The 19,933-nt window shown below is 38.8% G+C and carries 16 protein-coding genes; 11 read left to right on the plus strand and 5 right to left on the minus strand.

Annotation, left to right across the window (positions count from 1 at the left end):
- Window positions 1-10 precede the first annotated feature (10 nt).
- Window positions 11-1,207 carry a succinylglutamate desuccinylase/aspartoacylase family protein gene (locus PXG98_RS03435; protein ID WP_276389008.1) on the minus strand — a complete coding sequence of 399 codons (1,197 nt, stop codon included), beginning with the start codon at window positions 1,205-1,207 and terminating at the stop codon, window positions 11-13.
- A gap of 5 nt (window positions 1,208-1,212) precedes the next feature.
- Complete coding sequence (locus PXG98_RS03440) at window positions 1,213-3,063, minus strand: glutamate-cysteine ligase family protein (protein WP_276389009.1); 1,851 nt, start codon at window positions 3,061-3,063, stop codon at window positions 1,213-1,215.
- A 127-nt stretch (window positions 3,064-3,190) separates the two neighbouring features.
- Between PXG98_RS03440 and rnpA the strand changes: the two genes are divergently transcribed.
- From rnpA to PXG98_RS03480, 8 genes are all read left to right on the plus strand, one after another.
- Entirely contained in the window at window positions 3,191-3,568 is a 378-nt protein-coding gene (rnpA, locus tag PXG98_RS03445) for a ribonuclease P protein component (protein WP_276389010.1), read from the plus strand.
- Window positions 3,558-5,186 (plus strand): S41 family peptidase, encoded by a 1,629-nt coding sequence (locus PXG98_RS03450; RefSeq protein WP_276389011.1) that lies wholly within the window; start codon window positions 3,558-3,560, stop codon window positions 5,184-5,186. The genes rnpA and PXG98_RS03450 overlap by 11 nt, the downstream gene beginning before the upstream one ends.
- Before the next feature lie 201 nt (window positions 5,187-5,387).
- Window positions 5,388-6,233: a fumarylacetoacetate hydrolase family protein gene (locus PXG98_RS03455; protein WP_276389012.1), complete on the plus strand. Its 846-nt coding sequence runs from the start codon at window positions 5,388-5,390 to the stop codon at window positions 6,231-6,233.
- Window positions 6,234-6,247: 14 nt separating this feature from the next.
- Window positions 6,248-7,129 carry an SMP-30/gluconolactonase/LRE family protein gene (locus tag PXG98_RS03460; RefSeq protein ID WP_276389013.1) on the plus strand — a complete coding sequence of 294 codons (882 nt, stop codon included), beginning with the start codon at window positions 6,248-6,250 and terminating at the stop codon, window positions 7,127-7,129.
- Window positions 7,129-7,911, plus strand: a complete 783-nt coding sequence (locus tag PXG98_RS03465) for an SDR family NAD(P)-dependent oxidoreductase (RefSeq protein ID WP_276389014.1) — start codon at window positions 7,129-7,131, stop codon at window positions 7,909-7,911. The genes PXG98_RS03460 and PXG98_RS03465 overlap by 1 nt, the downstream gene beginning before the upstream one ends.
- 73 nt (window positions 7,912-7,984) lie before the next feature.
- Window positions 7,985-9,628: an alpha-glucan family phosphorylase gene (gene glgP / locus PXG98_RS03470; protein ID WP_276389015.1), complete on the plus strand. Its 1,644-nt coding sequence runs from the start codon at window positions 7,985-7,987 to the stop codon at window positions 9,626-9,628.
- Window positions 9,629-9,655: 27 nt separating this feature from the next.
- A complete protein-coding gene (locus PXG98_RS03475; RefSeq protein ID WP_276389016.1) occupies window positions 9,656-10,528 on the plus strand; it encodes a fructosamine kinase family protein in 873 nt (290 codons plus the stop codon).
- 79 nt (window positions 10,529-10,607) lie between these two features.
- The gene (locus PXG98_RS03480) at window positions 10,608-12,722 is read left to right on the plus strand and encodes an outer membrane protein assembly factor BamB family protein (RefSeq protein ID WP_276389017.1); all 2,115 of its coding nucleotides are present in this window, start codon (window positions 10,608-10,610) and stop codon (window positions 12,720-12,722) included.
- On the opposite strand, the gene PXG98_RS03485 is transcribed toward PXG98_RS03480, so the two are convergent.
- On the minus strand, window positions 12,719-14,284 hold the full coding sequence (locus PXG98_RS03485; RefSeq protein ID WP_276389018.1) for a sulfatase family protein: 1,566 nt from the start codon (window positions 14,282-14,284) through the stop codon (window positions 12,719-12,721). The genes PXG98_RS03480 and PXG98_RS03485 overlap by 4 nt on opposite strands.
- A 90-nt stretch (window positions 14,285-14,374) precedes the next feature.
- Between PXG98_RS03485 and PXG98_RS03490 the strand changes: the two genes are divergently transcribed.
- From PXG98_RS03490 to PXG98_RS03500, 3 genes are all read left to right on the plus strand, one after another.
- The gene (locus PXG98_RS03490) at window positions 14,375-15,436 is read left to right on the plus strand and encodes a Gfo/Idh/MocA family protein (protein ID WP_276389019.1); all 1,062 of its coding nucleotides are present in this window, start codon (window positions 14,375-14,377) and stop codon (window positions 15,434-15,436) included.
- A 19-nt stretch (window positions 15,437-15,455) separates the two neighbouring features.
- Entirely contained in the window at window positions 15,456-16,934 is a 1,479-nt protein-coding gene (locus tag PXG98_RS03495; RefSeq protein WP_276389020.1) for an acyl-CoA synthetase, read from the plus strand.
- Window positions 16,935-17,053: 119 nt separating this feature from the next.
- Window positions 17,054-18,571, plus strand: coding sequence for a sodium:solute symporter family transporter (locus PXG98_RS03500; protein ID WP_276389021.1), 1,518 nt, complete (start codon window positions 17,054-17,056; stop codon window positions 18,569-18,571).
- 4 nt (window positions 18,572-18,575) lie between these two features.
- Here the strand turns inward: PXG98_RS03500 and PXG98_RS03505 are convergent, their stop codons facing one another.
- Window positions 18,576-19,016 carry a GNAT family N-acetyltransferase gene (locus tag PXG98_RS03505; protein ID WP_276389022.1) on the minus strand — a complete coding sequence of 147 codons (441 nt, stop codon included), beginning with the start codon at window positions 19,014-19,016 and terminating at the stop codon, window positions 18,576-18,578.
- A 2-nt stretch (window positions 19,017-19,018) separates the two neighbouring features.
- Complete coding sequence (locus PXG98_RS03510; protein ID WP_276389023.1) at window positions 19,019-19,933, minus strand: cation diffusion facilitator family transporter; 915 nt, start codon at window positions 19,931-19,933, stop codon at window positions 19,019-19,021.

Genomic DNA, 19,933 nt, shown 5'->3' on the forward strand with positions numbered 1-19,933 from the left:
AGGTTAGGTTTTATTTAAACCAAAAGGTATTCCTGTACATTTCTTTCTTGGCCACCCGCTCTCTGTTGCTAAGAATTAGGTGGCTTCTGTCTGCTGTTTTATTTCGATATCCCAAAAGATGAAAAAATGGCTTGCTAAAAAACCGAGCTACTCTTAAGTTAACTTTTAATTGTTCCTTAGAGGGCTGTGACCAAGAAACTCCTGGCAACATTGTTAGTAGTGTATCTGTTTTCCATCTTCGTAAGCTTGCAGAAAAGCTAAGAACCCATGAAGGTATTTCCCTTATCAGAAAAAAGCCTTCTTCTCCTTGATCCTGATAAAGAGGCATAAAAATAATGGTGTCTTTTTTTGCCTTTATTTCTTTGCTATTATGTAGCGCCAGAAATGTGCCTTTTCTAATATAATCAAAGCTCTTAAAACCGGGCAGCATCTTAAATGTACTTGTTTCCTTAATTGCATGTCTATAAATAACTTCATAAAAAGTCCTATTGCTTTCCGCGTATTTCTGAAGCGCCTTAATTTGATTTTCAACATCCACATGCTTTTCGTCCAGAAACCCGCTGTAAATCATGGTAAGCCATGTAAATGCAATAGAACAAATGGCGGCAGCGTCTGTGTTGTGCTGGCCAGATTCGAAACCTAAAGAAACATAGCCTAGCTCATTGATATAGCTTAGCAATGGTCCTTCCAGATACTCTTCAATACCTAGGATTACCGGAACAGGGAACAAACTAGAAAAGTTTCTATTAATTAAGGCGTCATTAATGGTTATGAATGGTAAAGTTGGACTAGAAGTGGTATGAAAATCTACAAAATAATAAGGTGCAGCAGCGGTTTCTAAAATGGTAAAAATTTCTTTGTGAATTCCTAACAACTCCTTTTCCTCTATCGAACAATCTTCTTCACGTTTTCTTAATATCAGCTCTATCTGGGTTTTATACCAAATTCTGTTTAAATCGGTCTCTAGAAATCGCTTTTTCCTTAAGAGGGCAGGAATATTTCCTCTTATTCCATATACAGCACCTTTTAGGGGGTAGTTATTCCTGATAATCTCCTCGAAAACTCTTTCCAGAGCCACTACACCAGAGGGTTCATTCCCGTGAATACCTCCAAAAAAAATAAGCGTAGGCCCCTTCTCCTCTCCAACTAACTTACCAATGAGCCTTGCAGTCTTAACTTCTTGCTCGGATAGGGTTCCCTGAGTCATAAAAACTAAAAGTCATTAGAAGTAATAATTCCTATCAGTTTTTTACCATTTACAACGGGCAGGGAATTTATGTGGTTAGCCACCATCAGTTCTTTAGCTTCCGATAAAAGCGTCTCTGGGCCCACGGTTACCAGCTCCGTTTTCATTAGAGAACTAATACTTTTCTTTAGTTGTTTCTCATCTTGCAAATCGTTTTCAACATCTGTCCATGTAAGAATACCGCATAAATCGAGGTTAGAGTCTAATATCGGGGCGTGATGAATGTTCTTCCATAACATCATTTTTAAAACTAATTCTGCGCTATCGTTCTCCATGGCAGAAATAGTTTTGGTATTCATACGATCTTTTACTTTTAAAGACTCCTTTGGAATCAGGTATTCGTCTCCCCGAGGAAGCTGCCAAGCATCTACCGTGTAATGTCTTTCTTGCCTGTCATACATAGTAGCAACTAATATTCTAAGGGCATCCGGAGCCCTAAAAGATTTCTTAAGCTTGCGATAGGCCTTGGTTGTCCAACGGGACCCATTCTGGGATCTAATTCTATTTTCTATAATGGAGAGGTAGTGTTCCGCATCTTTTGGGGTAACACCCATGCTGTAGAGGCCTCTATAGGCCATCGGAAGAAATTCGGACATCAATAACTCGTGACTGTTTATTAATTTTTCATCCCAATGGAACTGGGCAGCCATACCATATCTGGCCGCATTAAAAAAGTTTCCCTTGGCATCCTTAAAATCCATTTTTGTATGAATTTCCTGAAACTTTTTTGGCCTACCCATCATCACACCAACCCAAAGCATCATATTGGCAATTTCATCATCCGTAGTAGGGCCAGATGGGAGGTACCTGTTTTCTATTCGCAGGTGTGGAACATTGTCATTAACGCCATAACAAAGGCGATTCCATTTGTAAATGGTACCATTATGGAGGGTTAAAGCCTTAAGACTCGGAGTCACCCCCTCCTTGAGCAACAACATGCTGTCTTTTTCAAAGTCTGTTGTCAAAAGACTTCTAAACCGAATTACGGCATCCTTATAAAAATCGGAAACGGAACCTTCAATCCAATCATTGCCGAAACTTACTCTAGATTCTTTTTCGTTCAAAATAAAGGTGCTTGCTCTGGTGTCTACGCTTTGGGTAAATAAGGCAATCCGAGTTTCTTCCCATAATTCCTGACCCATTAGCAAGGGAGAATTTGCACAGATAGAAAGTATTGGCCCCGCTATGGCCTGCGCCCAATTATAGGTGTCTGCAAAATCCTTAGGGTCTATTTGTAAATGTGTTTGAAAGCTTGTATTGCAGCCTTCATATAAAATGGAATTATGGTGCAGATTCACCTCGTCTACCCCCTTGATATGAAGCTCTATTTCATCTTTGCGAATATCATTTATAGCTTCATTTAAAACCTTATAGCGTTTTAAAGGAGTCATGTAATCCAATTCCAAATAAGGAGTATCAACCGTTGGCAAAATACCCGTAAGAAGCACCTTGTTATCATGATTTTGAGCCTTTTCTTTAGCTAAGTTTAAAAGGGTGTTGAGTTTGCCATGCAGCTCTGAGAAGCAGTTCCCGTTTAACACTAAAGGATCTAAATTAATTTCCAGGTTGTAACGTGTTAATTCCGATGTAAAATGAGGGTCATTTATTTCCTTTAGAATAACTTCTGCCTTATCTGAGGGGTTCCATTCTGCATCCGTTAGACAAAACTCTTGTTCCGCCCCAATCTTAACCGGGTCTTTAGTGAACATGTCGTTTTCTAACATATATTCTAAGGCCTCAATATCTGTAAGCAATTGCTCTATATAGCCCGCTTTATCTTCGTTCTTAGTGAGTTTTTTAACATTGAGTTCCCCCATAATAATCCGTCTTAATTAGTCTGTTTTTGGAAATATAATTCAATGCAAGGTAAAATCCTAGGAAGGGAATAAATATGATATAAGTCATGCGCTGAAAACAAGTATTATTTCCTTAATTTTGCTATTTATGCCTTTCCAATTTTCCAAACAAGAGAAGTTAAAAAGCAGAAGCATCATAGGGGATCTCTTTGATAAAGGCCTGTCTCTTAAGCAATCTCCTCTAAAATTAATTTACGCCAAAATAGACCCCCCTCTCGAACCCAAGATACAATTCGCCGTTGCCGTTCCCAAGAAAAGTTTTAAAGGAGCCGTAGAACGGAATAGAATAAAACGATTAATTAGAGAGGCTTACCGATTAAATAAAGGAGAATTTTTTAACAACATAGAGGGAAGCTATGCGTTACTATTTTTATACCTTGGAAAGGAAATGCCGACTTTTGATACCATAGAAAAACCTTTGATTAGTATTTTGGAGAACTTAATAAATAGGACAAATGAAAAGTAGTTTATTAAAAAAGACCCTTGTTCCAATCTTGGCAGTAGTTATACTTGCTTTTTCAAGTAGTTTTAAGAGTGATTATTTTGAAATCGCCAAGCAAATAGAAATTTTTACCACCTTGTTTAAAGAACTAAACATGAATTATGTGGACGAGACTAATCCGGCAGAATTAATGGATACAGCCATTAAAAATATGCTAGACGACTTAGACCCTTATACAAAGTTTCTTAATGAACAGGATGTAGAGGCATATAAAATAAGTAATGCCGGAGAGTATTCGGGTATTGGTTCTTTGGTCAGATCTTACGATGATAAATTACTTATTGTAGAACCATATAAGGGATATCCGGCAGATAAGGCTGGCCTGAAAGCAGGAGATGAAATTACTAAAATCGGCGATATTGAAGTCTCGGACTTTAAAGACAATGCCAGCGAATTGCTCAAAGGCGCTAACAATACAAAAGTAGAGGTAACGTATAAGCGGCAGGGCAAAAGCTATTCCACCTCTATTGAACGAGAAGGCATAGAAATAGACGCAGTTCCTTACGCCAAAATGTTGAATGAAGATACTGGCTATATTGTTCTTTCTCGTTTTAACTCTAAAGCATCTTCCCAAACTAAATCGGCCTTGTTAGATTTAAAAGGCAAAGGAGCCACAAAAATTATTTTAGATCTTCGTGGAAATCCCGGAGGACTACTCTCTGAGGCAATTAACGTCACCAACCTTTTTGTGCCTAAAGGGGAGCTCATTGTAACTACAAAATCGAAGGTTAAAAAATTCAATAGCGAATATCGCACGAAGAACAAAGCGGTAGATGAAACCATACCTCTTGTTGTTTTGGTAAACGGAAGTAGTGCTTCTGCTAGTGAAATAGTATCAGGAAGTCTGCAGGACCTAGATCGTGCCGTAGTCATTGGTGCCCGTAGTTTTGGCAAAGGCCTTGTACAACGACCTCTTAAGTTAACCTATGGTACCCAATTAAAAGTAACTATATCCAGATATTACACCCCCTCTGGAAGGTGTATTCAAGCACTTGATTACTGGAATAGAGATGCCTATGGCAATGCGGTAAAAAATAACACCTTTAAAGAGTTTAAGACCCGAAATGGCAGAAAAGTAGAAGATGGCGGAGGCGTAATGCCAGATATTGTTATTGAAGCACAAAAGACCAATGATCTCACCAAAGCCTTAAAAAGTGATCACTTGATATTTGACTTTGCGACCCAGTACTACTACAAGCATAAAGTAGAAAGTCCGAAAGATTTTGTTTTTAAGCAAACAGATTACGACGCCTTTAAGGATTATATTTCCCAAAGTAACTTTGTATTTGAAACGGCAACCGAAAAAGCCTTGAAAGATGCCATAAACGGGAAAGACAAAGCCTTAAGTAGTCCTGAAATTATGGATAGCTATAATAGTCTTCTTGCGGAGATAAATAGGGAAAAGGTAAAGGCTTTGAATAGCTATCAAAAAGAAATCCAGGCAAATCTAGAAGATGAAATTATCAAACGATATTTTTATAGAGATGGTCTTTACGACTACTATCTGAAAAATGATGAGGCCATCCTCACCTCTTCTGCATTGATGAACGACCCCGTGAAATATAATTCCATTTTAAACTAGATCGACTCTTGTCTGAGGTTTGTTCGAAATCTTTACTTTATGTTATAGTCATTTTTCCTATCTTACCAAAGCGATACCGTAACCGTATAAACAACGCATCTACTTGCTATTAGTTGCTGCGTAATTTTTGTTCGGGCGTAAATTGTTTACTGCTCTAATATGGGGGGCTCATTATTTAATCTATTTAAAGAGAAATGAATTATGAAATTAATCCGCTTTGGTGAAAAGGGAAAAGAAAAGCCAGGAGTAATCCTCCATGGAAAAAGACTGGATTGTTCGGAAAAGTTTGTCGATTGGAATCGTGAATTCTTCGAATCCAATGGTCTTCAACGTTTACAGGAATTCCTGCAAAAAGAAGGGAAGAATCTACCAGAAATTGAGGCCTCCGTTAGACATGGAGCCTGTATCGCCCGTCCGGGAATGATTATGTGCATTGGTCTTAATTATTCGGAACATGCAGAGGAGTCTAATATGGAAATTCCAAAAGAACCCATCATTTTCGGGAAAGCTACAAATACCTTAAACGGTCCTTACGATGATGTGGCTATTCCACTGCATGCAGACAAAACAGATTATGAAGTTGAGCTCGGTGTTGTTTTATCTAAAGACGTTTACGGCTTAAAAAATGAGGAGGAAGCCGAAGCAGCAATTGCCGGTTATTGTCTGGTAAATGATCTGTCTGAGCGTACCTTCCAATTAGAAAAGGGAGGGCAATGGATAAAGGGAAAATCCTGTCCCGGGTTTAGCCCCGTTGGCCCATTTCTGGCAACCGCAGATGAACTTGGAGATTTAGATAGCCTTAAAATGACCTTAGCCGTGAATGGGGAGTTACGACAAGACGGCAATACTTCCTATATGATATTCAGGCCTGCATTCTTGGTATACTACTTGTCACAGTTTATGCTGTTAGAAGCTGGAGATTTAATTTCAACTGGCACCCCCTCAGGAGTTGCTCTAGGGATGGATCCGCCTCTATATCTTAAACAAGGAGATGTTGTAGAGCTTAGCATAGATGGTTTAGGAAGTCAAAAACAACTAATGGTATAAACGATTCGCTTCCCATGTATAAGGCCAATCTAGTATACAATGCGCAAGCAACCCTCGGAGAAGGACCTATTTGGGATGTAAAACAGAACTCGCTTTATTGGGTAGATATAGAGGCTTGTCGGCTTCACCAGCACCAGCCCAAACTAAATTCCAATATATTTTGGCAATTTGAAGAAATGTTGGGGGCTGCACTTCTCACAGATGATAATTCAATACTCCTGGCCTTAGAGAAAGGTTTGGCGTTGTTTGATCCTAAATCAAGAGCTTTACACAAATTAGGTGTTTTGGAAAACGATGATGCTTTGCTTCGTTTTAATGATGGTAAGTGCGATAAAGACGGCAACTTATGGCTGGGAACTATGCACAAAGAGCTGGCGGCAAACTATGGTAGCCTTTTCAAAATAAGCCCCTCCTTAGAAGTAAGTAAAGAACTTTCCGAAACCACTATATCTAACGGCATGGCTTGGTCTATAGAAAACAAAGAATATTACTATATAGACACCCACAATTATGAAGTATGGCGTTTTGATTATAACCCAGATGATGCGAGCATCCAAAATAAAGCGGTATGTTTAACAATTCCACGAGATTTCGGAGGACCCGATGGTATGTGTATAGATACCGAAGGTTGTTTGTGGATAGCCCATTGGGGTGATAACTGTATCAGAAGGTGGAATCCAAAATCAGGAAAAGAAATAGATAAAATTAATGTGGATGCGCCCCATGTTACTTCTTGTTGCTTTGGGGGGGCAGATCTTAAAACTCTTTATATTACTACCGCTAGGAGTGGTCTTACAGAAAATCAACTAAAGGAGCATCCTCATAGCGGGGGATTATTTAGTTGCCAAGTTTCCGTAAAAGGCACGGCACCAAATTATTTTAAAAAAAGCTTCTAATGTTCACAGGGATTAAAAATAAAGTTGCGATTATAACAGGTGCAGGGACAGGGATTGGTTATGCCATAGCAAAACTCTTGCTCGAAAATGAAGCTAAAGTTGTTATAAACGAAATAGACAAAACTGTAGTTGAATCTTTGTACAATGAATTAAATTCCCAATTTCCGGATCAAACCGTACTACAACTTGGCGACGCAGGTGAAATTGAAGTAATAGACCAACTCATATCCGCTGCTGTGCATAATTTTGGCACCATAGATTTTGTAATTCCCAATGCAGGAATAACCCTTTTTGGCGATTTTTTTAAGTTTAAGCCAGAAGATTTTCAAAAAGTAATTCAACTAAACCTGCAAGGAGCGTTCTTTCTGGTTCAAAAAGCTAGTAAAATTATGATCGCACAAAACAAAGGTGGGCGGATTGTTCTTATGTCTTCTATTACAGGAATTAAGGGCTATCCGGATCTAACCTGTTATTCTATGACCAAAGCCGCCCTAAGGATGATGACCAAAAGCCTTGTGTTGGTATTAGGTCCTCATGAAATAACGATCAATTGTATTGCTCCAGGCGCAACGCTTACCGAAAGAACCAAGAATGAAGAGCCAGATTACGCCGGAACCTGGGCAAAACTAATTCCTAGAGGAAAAGTAGGGACTCCTGATGACATAGCCCAAACCTGCCTCTTCCTCCTGTCTAAAGAGGCCGCCCACGTTAATGGCCAAACCATTGTGGTAGATGGAGGGTGGACTGCCATTGGACGTTATCCTAATGATTTACAAGAGTAATCCTTGTTTGCTTCTCCTTTGATTCAATATTTACACTTCGAAGTCCTATTTTTACATCTTAAAAAATCATATCATGAGCAGTTTATATAGCAAATGGTTTCATCCATACAAGCCAGCAAAGGCATATCAAAAAAGAGTCGCCTATTTCAGCATGGAATTTGGAATAGATCAAGGGTTAAAAATATATTCGGGAGGCCTAGGGTTTTTAGCGGGGTCTCACATGCGCTCTGCTTTTGAACTAAAACAAAATTTAATTGGAATTGGCATGTTATGGAAATTTGGTTATTACGACCAGGGTCGAAATGCCGACCAAACACTCCAGGCTAAATTTATAGAAAAAAACTATTCCTTTCTAGAAGACTCTGGTTTGGAGGTTGAAGTAGCTATTAATGATAACAATGCTGTTAAGGTTAGGGCCATGGTTCTTAAACCAGAAATATTTGGAACCGTGCCTATATATCTGCTAACAACAGATGTGGAAGGGAACGACTATTTGTCAAGGACAATTACGGATCATTTATACGACGACAACCAATTTACCAGAATCTCACAAAATATTGTTCTAGGAATAGGTGGGGCCAAAATAGTACAAAAGTTAGGTGGGTCGGATATATACCATTTAAATGAAGGGCATGCCCTGCCGGCGTTTTATTTTCTTAATAATAATGGGATTAAGAAAGAACAGTTACGATTTACCACACATACCCCGGAAAAAGCTGGAAACATGGAAAGAGAGGCCAGCTTATTAAATAATATCGGGTTTTTTGGACGGTATCTTAACGAGGAGGAGTTGCAAAAAGAAGCCGTAGCCTTTAATGCACTAAATTATACTATTGCCGCCTTACGCCTTGCCCAAAAATCAAATGCTGTTTCTAAATTACACGCCAAAGTGGCTAAGGAAATGTGGAAGGACTATAATGGCATTAGCCAAATAATTCCCATCACCAATTCACAAAATCAGTTGTTCTGGCAAGACCCATCTCTAAAACTTGCATGGGAGGAAAAAGATAAAAAGGGCTTTATCGCCAGAAAAAAAAGGTTAAAAAAACAACTTTTTAAACAAGTTCTGGATCAGACCGGAAAACTATTTAACCCGGATGTTCTTACCATTGTTTGGGCAAGAAGATTTGCCCAATATAAAAGAGCAGATCTTTTGTTAAGAGACATTCATCGATTTGAGCGTTTAATCTCTTCTGAAGACCACCCCGTACAAATTATTTGGGCCGGGAAACCATATCCCAAGGACGCCTTTGCAGTAGATCTATTTAATTATTTAATTCAGTATTCTAAATTTAAAAAGAATATTGCCGTGCTAACCGGTTATGAAATAGCTCTATCCAAACAATTAAAAGAAGGTTCCGACGTCTGGTTAAACACTCCCAGAATAACCCGAGAGGCCTCTGGCACCAGTGGAATGACCGCCGCAATGAATGGGTCTTTAAACCTAAGTATTAATGATGGCTGGATTCCAGAGTTCGCCGTGAATGCAAAAAATGCCTTTGTATTGCCAGAAGCTAACCCTTTCTCATCAGACTGGGATCAGGACGAGTTTGATAGTAAAAATCTTTATAGAACTCTAGAAGAAGATGTTCTTCCTGTTTACTATGAGAAAAATGAAGAATGGATGGAAATGGTTTTTAATGGAATAGATGGGGTAATTCCTAAATTCTCCAGTAAAAGAATGGCCAAAGAGTACTACACCAAATTGTATAAATGATCTTCTAAAACTACTAATCAGACTTGTATGAATTTAAGGTTAGACCTAATGTCTGCACTAGAGCAGGAAGTCGGAACCAAAATATTAAATACAGTTGTTCTTAGCGGAAGTAGTAGCTCGCAAACCTATCTGCTAATCACGGCAAAAGCCAGATTATTCTGTAAAATAGACCTATCCGCGAAGGCTTGGAAAATGTTGTGTTCCGAGAAAGAAGGCTTAGACGCAATTAAAAAAGCAGAGGTTCTGAAGACCCCTAAAATATATTGCATAGGGAATTTTGAAAATGGTGCCTTTATGGTTCTGGAGCATATTGAGGCCAAGACTCCGGAGCGTAGAGATTGGCAGGTTTTTGGCAGACAGCTTGCCGAGCTGCATCAAACAACATCTTCGGAATATTACGGCTGGAGAAAAGATAACTTCATTGGAAGTCTTTTTCAAATCAATAAACCTCAAAAGAGTTGGGCTGCATTTTATCTTATAAATCGTCTTCTTCCACAACTTAGACTAGCTGTAAATAAAGGACTCCTAAGGGCCTCCGAAATTCCCTCCGAAAATAAACTTGAAAATACTTTAACTAATCTCTTAAGCTGTCATGCGCCCTCCTTGATTCATGGAGATCTTTGGTCTGGCAACTTTTTAATTGATAAAAGTGGTATTCCTGTGCTCATAGACCCTTCCATATCTTATGGGGATCCGAATGTTGATATCGCAATGTCTAAATTATTTGGTGGTTTTGGCAATAGTTTTTATGACTCTTACTACGCTAGTAATTCCTCTTTAAAACAGATGTCAGAAGATCAGGAAATATATCAATTGTATTATTTATTAGTACACCTTAACCTTTTTGGTGCAAATTATTATTCTCCAGTAATTGGAATTCTTAGAAAGTATTTCCAATAAATCATGGGACTTTATGAACAAATCCTTTTAGAAAATGCCATGAAGGTTTTATACTTTTAATGCTTTCTAAAGCTTAAATATGAAATTAAAAAGTCCTTATTGCTTGTCAACACTTCTGCTTCTCTCCTTTCTTTGTTCATGCAACCCAGAGGAAGACAGTGAGAAAAAAGACAGCCAATATAGAACCTGGACTTCATACCTTGGCGGACCGGATAGAAACCACTATTCTGAATTATCCCAAATCACAAAAGAAAATATATCCCAATTAAAGGTTGCCTGGGAGTACAACACGCCAGATTCCGGACAAATGCAAATGAATCCTATTGTTGTGGATAGCATACTGTATGGTGTAACTGCTGCTTTACGGGTTTTTGCCATTAACGCTAAGACAGGAAAAGAGTTGTGGCTGCATGGAGACTCTTTAAAAGTGTGGCATTCAACCAGTAGAGGGGTGTCTTATTGGAGTGATGGAAAAGACAAAAGAATACTGTTTACAAGGGGGAGTGAACTTATTGCCCTAAACGCTATTACAGGTGAGCGCATAAGAAGTTTTGGAAATAATGGAGTAACTGACCTGCATTTAGGAATGCCAGAATCGGCAAAGGATAAGTTTGTTATCTCAAACACCCCGGGAACTATTTTTAAAGACTTTATCATCATGCCTCTTCGAGTATCTGAGGGCGTGGGCGCAGCGCCTGGAAATATTATTGCATTTCATATTAAAACCGGCAAACTTGCGTGGGTTTTTGAAACTATCCCTCCTGAAAATAAGCCTGGAGGGAATACATGGAAAGGGGATAGAAGCAGAATTGGGGCAGCCAACAACTGGGCAGGCATGGCCGTGGATGAAGAGAGGGAGATCATTTATGTTCCTACAGGTTCTGCTGCTCCCGACTTTTATGGTGGCGACAGACTTGGTTCTAATTTATTTTCCGATTGTCTTTTGGCCTTAAACGCCAATACAGGAGAGCTCTTATGGCATTTTCAATTTACACACCACGACCTCTGGGATAGAGACCCTCCTGCGCCGCCTAATTTACTTACCGTTACTCGGGAAGGCACAAAAATTCCTGCCGTTGCCCAGGTAACTAAACAAGGTTATGTTTACGTATTTGACAGGAGAACCGGCAAGTCTCTTTTTAATATTGAGGAAATTCCTGTTCCCAAATCTCCTTTAGAAGGAGAAGTGGCTTCTCCCACCCAGCCGTTCCCGATGCTGCCGAAACCTTTTGCAAGACAATCTATCGATTTAACCGCAAAAGACATAAACCCTTATGCCAAAAACCAGGATTCCCTGCTAAAGCTTTTAGATAGTTTTGATAAAAGAATCTATGCGCCACCAAGCCTAGAACCCGTTTTATTATTGCCTGGTTATGATGGTGCGGCAGAATGGGGTGGTGCTTCTGCTGATCCAGATAAAGGAATTCTTTATGTAAACTCAAATGAAATGCCTCGTGTTTTGTTAATGGAGAAAAACAACACCCTTACATCGGAGGCCAGTTTGGGCGAAAGAGTTTATCAAAACTATTGTGCGACCTGCCATCAAAAGAATAGGAAAGGAATTCCAGAAAGTGGCTACCCTTCTTTACTAAACATTAATAATACCAGAACGGAAGAGGAGATTGGTGTGATTATTTCTAATGGTAAAGGAATGATGACTGGATTTCCTCAACTTACCGAGGAACAGAAAAAAAGTGTTATTGATTATTTGACAAACAATATTGAAGAAAGTGCGAAGGAAGTAACTACCACAGATGATTTAACTCCATTACCATATAACCACATGGGTTATGATAAATTTTTGGCTGCCAATGGGCAACCGGCAATTGCTCCGCCATGGGGAACTTTGCACGCCATCGACTTAAACTCTGGCGAGTACATTTGGTCAATTCCCTTTGGAGACACCCCAGAATTAAAGGAAAAAGGTTTGCCACCTACAGGAACCGAAAATTATGGAGGAGCAGTAGTCACAAAAAATGGATTATTGTTTATTGGAGCTACTAAAGACGGTTATTTTCGGGTTTTCAACAAACAGAATGGGGACTTGCTTTGGGAGTACAAGCTTCCGGCTGCAGCTTTTGCAACACCGGCTATGTATGAAATAGATGGCATACAGTATATAGCGATTGCTTGTGGGGGCGAGAAATTAGGTACCCCGAAAGGAAATAAAATTGTTGCATTTACCGTGAACTAAGGTTGTTTACAGTTAAACTCAACCCATTTACTGCCAGAAGGTTTTAGATAATAATAAGACTCTATTTCTTCTTGTAAATCGAAGTTCTGCATCTGATAATTTGGGGTATAAAGAACCTCGTCCCAATAGGTTGTTTTAGGAAGGCTTGCTCTTAGATCACCTGTGCCTTCCATCCATATTTGAAGCTGCTTTTTTAAAGCATTTTTTGTTTCTCTAAAGTCTGGTTTATCCGCCAAATTATGCATGTTGTAGGGGTCGTTAATAACATCGTACAATTCCTCTGAAGGTCTTTTTGCAAAAGCGAGATTAAAATAATCCACGCCAGGTGAGCTATCTTGCATATCCATTATTAGAAATTTTGTTATAGAGTTGTCTATGTCTCCATATTGTCCAACGGATTGGTGTACCTGTGGACTTCCTGCCGGCCACCTTGATGGCTCAAAATTCCATATAAATAAGAAGTCTTTGGTTCTGATAGCTCTTGAGGGATAACTTAGGTTACCTTTTCGAACATTGGCATGTCTTTCTCTTTCTAGAAATACCTCTTCTCTTTTCCAATCTGCCTCTGTATTTTCTTTTATTAAACCCAATAGACTCTTACCTTCAAACTCCTTTGGTATTTCTTGTCCAGCGGCCTCTAGAAAAGTGCTGCCAAGATCAATTAAATTTACAAAGCTTTCGATTTGGATCGGTTCTGCAATTCCATTCTTCCAATAAATAGCAAGAGGCATTCTTGTTCCATAGTCATATAAATTCGCTTTTGCCCTAGGAAATGGCATTCCATTATCGCTTGTCATAACAATAATAGTATTGTTAAAAAGACCTGCATCTTTAAGCTTCCGAACTATGTTTCCGCTCTCCCTGTCAAACCGCTCCACCTCATAGAAGTAGTCCATTATATCATTCCTTACGCAGTCAGTGTTCGGAAGGAAATCGGGTACCTCTATTTGGTCAGAATCCATTCCTGTCTTTACACCACTATTTGTTTCGTATACTCTATGGGGGTCCTGACTTCCAAACCAATAAAAAAATGGCTGCCCTTGTTTCCTGTCTTCTAAAAAGGCATCGAAGTCTAAATAATCCTTCCCTGCCGGATTGTTTGTATATCCCCCTTTTTGATAATTTCCTGGACCCCATCCTTTTCTACTTTTACCTGTATGATAGCCTGCATCTTCTAAAATCGAGACCCAGTTTTTAAACTTATCCGGAAAAACAGACCATAAATTTCCTGCGCTTTCTAATTGATGTGGATACCTGCTTGTTAAAATACTGGCCCTAGACGGAGAGCAAGAAGGCGCTGCGCAATAGGCATTGGTAAACAGCACTCCTTCCCTGGCCAAGAAATCAAAAGTAGGGGTTTGCACAACTTTGTCTCCATAAACCCCTGCGTGGGGATAAGACCAATCATCAGCAATCAAAAAGACAATATTCGGAGGCCTGTTTTTCTCTATTGAATTATCCGTAGTTTCTCGATTGGTTTGGCCAAAACCAAGCATACCAACCAGCAAAAAAATTCTAATAATATGCCGTTTAAAGTACCGTCTGTAATAAGTATTCTTCAATATTTAATAGGGTTGTACTCAAATATATAAAAAGTATGGTATTTTTATTGGACTCAATATTTACATTGAAAATATATAAGCGCACTTAGAATGGATCCTATCAGAATTTTAATTGTTGGTTGCGGAAATATGGGAACTAGTCATGCCAGAGCCTATCACAATATTGATGATTTTGAGATTGTTGGGCTAGTGAGTAGAAAGCCTGAAAGCAGAGAAAGACTATCCAACGAGCTTGGCGGTTTGCCAACATTTTCGGATTTTTCCAATGCCCTTCAAGTTACAAATCCCAATGCTGTGGCTATCTCTACCTATCCAGACACTCACGCAAAATTTATACGAGAAAGTCTTGAGTTTGATGCCCATGTTTTCGTAGAAAAACCTCTGGCAACTACCGTTGAAGAGGCAGAGGCTCTGATTGCTTTAGCAAAATTGAAAAACAAAAAGCTAGTCGTGGGATACATCCTTAGAGTACACCCTGCTTGGAGTAAATTCGTTGAGCTTGCGCAGGGTCTAGGTAAACCATTGGTGATGCGGATGAACTTAAATCAACAAAGTTCTGGAGAGCAGTGGTATACCCATAAACAATTAATGAAGTCTATGTCACCCATTGTAGATTGCGGTGTACACTACGTGGATATTATGTGCTTGATGACTGGGGCTAAACCGATCAGTGTTAGCGCAATTGGAGCTAAATTGTCTGATGAAATACCTGCTGGGATGTATAATTATGGGCAATTACAAGTTAGGTTTGATGACGGCTCCGTTGGCTGGTATGAGGCTGGATGGGGTCCTATGATAAGCGAAACGGCTTTTTTTATAAAAGACGTAATTGGCCCAAATGGATGTGTGTCTATTAAGGACGATGATAAATCAAATTCGGATGAGGTCGAAGGCCATACAAAAACTGGCGGCTTATTACTTCACAAAAGCGCTTTAGACAAAGAAGGAAAGTATCTTAACGAAGACCAGCTAATAAGTACGGAAAATGAACCAGATCATGACGCATTATGTGAGTTAGAACAGCTCTACTTCTTAAATGCTATTATAAACGATAAAGATTTAAATGAGCATTTAAGGGATGCCATTAACAGTCTAAAAATTGTTTTAGGGGCAGATCAATCATTCAAAACAAACCAAACAATAATTCTTTAGAGCCGCTAAATACTAAGCCATGATAACCCTATTGGAAAGAGCAAAATTGTTTATGGACCGTAAGGCCATTGTGTCTAATGGGCAAGACTACAACTATAAGGCTCTGCTTAAGGCATCGCATAATGTTGCTGCCAACCTATTAAACCAAAAAACCGACCTAAATGAGGCAAGAATTGGTTTTCTAGTGCCTCCTAGCTTTGAATATGTTGCAGTACAGTGGGGAATTTGGGCCGCAGGTGGAATTGCAGTTCCTCTTTGTGTAAACCATCCTTTGCCCTCTATTGAACATGTAGTAAACGATGCAGAAGTTAAGACGCTTGTTGTGCATAAAGATTACTATACCCTACTAGAACCTTTAAAACAAACACACGCTGTAGACATATTTCTGCTAAGCAGTCTTTTTGTTAAAAAAGAGCCCCTTCTGCCAGATATTGTATTAGACAGAAGGGCCATGATTCTCTACACGAGTGGAACAACGAATAAGCCAAAAGGCGTAGTGACTACTCATCAAATTATCGAATCCCAGATAAAAACCCTTGTAGACGCTTGGCAATGGGTCCAAGAAGATTATATATACAATGTTCTGCCATTGCATCATGTACACGGAATAATAAATGTCATGAGCTGTGCTCTATGGAGTGGAGCATGTTGTGAGTTTCAAGAAGTGTTTAGTGCAGAATGTGTTTGGAAGGCCTTTTTGGGAAGAAAGCTCCGCCTTTTTATGGCCGTCCCTACTATCTATTTCAAGCTTATAGCCTATTGGGAAAATTCCCCGGAGGCTAAACAAAAGGAAATGTCCTCGGCAGCTTCTGAACTGAGGTTAATGGTTTCTGGTTCTGCCGCACTGCCTGTATCGGTTCTGGAAAAATGGAGAACAATTACCGGCCAAACCCTACTGGAACGCTACGGTATGACGGAAATAGGAATGGGCCTATCTAACTTATATAATGGGGAGCGGCGTCCAGGGTTTGTAGGTCTGCCCTTGCCAGGAGTACAAGTGAAGCTACTAAATACATCCGGAGATGAAGTGGAGCAAGGCGAGGCGGGTGAAATTCATATAAAAGGACCCTCTGTTTTTAAAGAGTATTGGAATAACACAGAGGCCACAAAAAAGGCGTTTACAAAAGAGGGGTGGTTTATTACTGGGGACATTGCAATTCATCAAAATGGAATGTATAAAATATTAGGCCGGGACAGTGTAGACATTATAAAGTCTGGTGGCTATAAAATTTCTGCTTTGGAAATAGAAGATGCGTTAAGAAAGCAAGATCTCATTAAAGACTGCGCAGTAATAGGCAGTCCAGACAAAGAGTGGGGAGAGGTCGTAGTGGCGTTTATTATAAGTTCAGGCTCGCCTATTGGCCATCAGAAAGTTATAGAGCAATTAAAGACTGAATTACCAGCATACAAACTCCCTAGAAAAATTATATCTATTGATTCGTTGCCCAGAAATGTTTTGGGGAAAGTAACTAAGAATGCATTAAAATCACTTTTATAGATGGACTTTTTAACTCTTCTGCCTTATCTAGGAATAATAATACTAACCGTATTGAACGCAATATTAGTGCTTAAAAGGACTATTAAGGTTGACGATAATAAAAGTGAAGAAATCAACTAATGGCCTATTTACAGGAGCATTATATCACTTTGTTACTAACCCTATTTTATATTAGCGGTTGTTTATATATAGGCTGGTATTTTAAAAACAAAGCCAACAAAGGAGTTGAAGGTTACTATGTCGCTAAAAGAGAGATCCCTGGTTGGGTTATATCCCTGGCTTTCTTTTCTACTTCTGCCAGCACAAATACTTATATTGGACAGGCAGGAATTTCATTTCAATATGGATTATCATGGGCTTGGATGGGTTTAATCTGGACTGTTTTTTGTGTTATTTCCTGGCAGCTACTTGGCCCTAGAATGCGGTATCAAACTGCTCTATTGAAGTCTTTTACTATTCCCGACTATTTTCATCTACGCTATAAAAGTAATTTGGCCAAAACCATAAGGGTTTTCTCAGCGCTCATTATTCTGTTTGCAACCATCTGGTATATGGTGGGTATTGCCAAGGGTTGTGCGCATGTTTTAACTTCCGTCTTAGATATACCTTATTGGTTAGGGGCTTTTTTTATAATAGCAATCACCTGCATTTATACTATTTGGGGTGGGATGTACAGTGTGTTATGGACAGATGCTATTCAGGGGATAATCATGTTCGGTGTCGCCATTCTAATGTTTGCCATTCCCTTTATTTATGTCGGAGGAGTTAAAGAGACTTTTGAAATTATATCATTTACAGAACATATCACTCAAAATGGCGAACCAATTGAAAATGGTTTAGTTGTTTTTGGCAAATTAGTCTCCTTTTTATACATACTAGGTATAGGGCTTTCTATTGGTATGAAACAAATATCAGAACCAAAAAACCTAATCAGGTTCTATTCCATTGATAATGCCAAAAGCATGCGCTTTGCAATGATTTGGACGCCTTTTTTTCTAGGAATCTCTTTAGTCTGTGTTATGGGGTTAGGTGCCCTTGTTCACAGTATGGCTAGTTATGAAGAAGCTGCCTATCTTATTAATCATACAGACGAGGTAATTGGTTTTATGCTAAATAAATTTGATAATCAATGGGTAAGCGCTATTTGTGTAGCTGGTCTTTTTGCTGCGGGGATGTCTTCTTTGGCCTCCGTGATAATAATTATTGGTACTGCTTTTGTAAAAGACATTTGGCATGTAATAAGGCCTATGAAACAAGTAAAAATTATTCCCAGAACCAAATGGTTTATGGCAATTTATTGTGGTTTAATTTATATGCTTACACTATTTCCGTTAGCCGGAATTGTGGAGCTTACAGCTTTTGCAGGGGCGGTTTTCGCAGCTAGTTTTTTTCCGGCTATTTTTGGAGGTCTATATTTAAAATGGGGTACGGATATTGGTGCCTTAGCTTCCATGCTAACAGGGATTCTCGTAAACATTATCTGGCGGTTTGCGTTTAGATACACCTATGAAGGCTTAAATGACATACATGAGATAATACCTGCGTTTATAGCGTCATCTCTTGTTTATTTATTGGTTAGCTTACTCAGTAGTAGCCGAAAGCCCAATAAGAAACATCTAAGCCTTTTGTTTGATTAGAGCATCAAGTACGTTCCATTAGAATGTGTGGAATGCCGTCCTCTAAATAGCCTTCCCCTAGTTGCTTAAAACCTAATTCTTGGTAAAACCTTTTTAAGTATAACTGGGCGGATACTTTTACGGTTGTTTCGTTAAAAACATCTTTAATAGCTTTTATTGAAGCCTTCATTAGTTTTTCTCCATACCCTTTTTTTCTATAAGCTTGGCGAACTACAACTCTGCCAATGCTTGCTGTGTCCATATAATCCTGAGGTTTAAATAGCCTTGTATAGGCTATAATAATATTATTCTCATATGCCAACAAGTGCATAGCCTTATCGTCCTTATCGTCTATGTCTTGATAAACACAGTTCTGCTCCACAATAAAAACCTCTGCCCTTAGCTGAAGAATCTTGTATAGTTCTTTTTTTGTTAAATCTGAAAACGAAACAATTTTTATAGTCATAACTAGTCTTGAACAATTACATGCTTACTATCACACTTCCCAAACTCAGGTTGAATATTTACATGATTAACACCAAATTCATTAAATACAATCTCTTCTATTTCATTTAATACTTTATCAAACTGAGACAGCTTAATGTCTTCCTTGAAATCAATATGAGCTTCCAAATGAATTTCTTGCTCATTTAATTGCCAAATATGTACATGGTGAATATTTTTTATAAGTTCCAACTTACTGAGTACTGCCACAATTTTTTTTACTTCAATAGTATTGGGTGTAAAAAGCATTAAAACTCTTGTAGCGTCTTTAAGAAGAGCTGCACCTACATATATTAAATAGAATGCAATTAAAACAGTAAGTAATGGATCTACCCAAAAAAATGCAAAATACTTCATAAAAAGTCCGCCCACAAGAACCGCAATTGATGCTAACATATCTGTAAACAAATGCAAATACGCGGAGCGCATATTCATATTTCCGTGAGCTCCCTTTCTTAAAAGAAGAACACTAAAACCATTTACCAAAATACCTAACAACGCCATCCATATAACTATGCCCGACTTAATTGGTACGGGGTTTATAAAACGCTGAATTGCCTCGAATATTAATATTGCAGCAACTACTATTAGAGCAGAAGAATTAATAAAAGCTGCTATAATCTCGGCTCTTTTGTAACCAAAAGTTTTATTTGATGTAGCTTTCCTTTTGGATAATAGGCTTGCTATATAACTTATAATTAGAGATAAGACATCGCTAAAATTATGAAGCGCATCTGACAACAAAGAAAGGCTTCCGGATAGTATACCGCCAATAACCTGAGCTAAGGTTATTATTACATTTAATAAAATTGAAATAAATAGATTTTTTCCCTTTAGGTCGTTATGCGAATGGGGGGTGTGGGAATGATCATGACCCAT

This window comes from Eudoraea chungangensis (assembly GCF_029360665.1).
GTDB lineage: Bacteria > Bacteroidota > Bacteroidia > Flavobacteriales > Flavobacteriaceae > Eudoraea > Eudoraea chungangensis.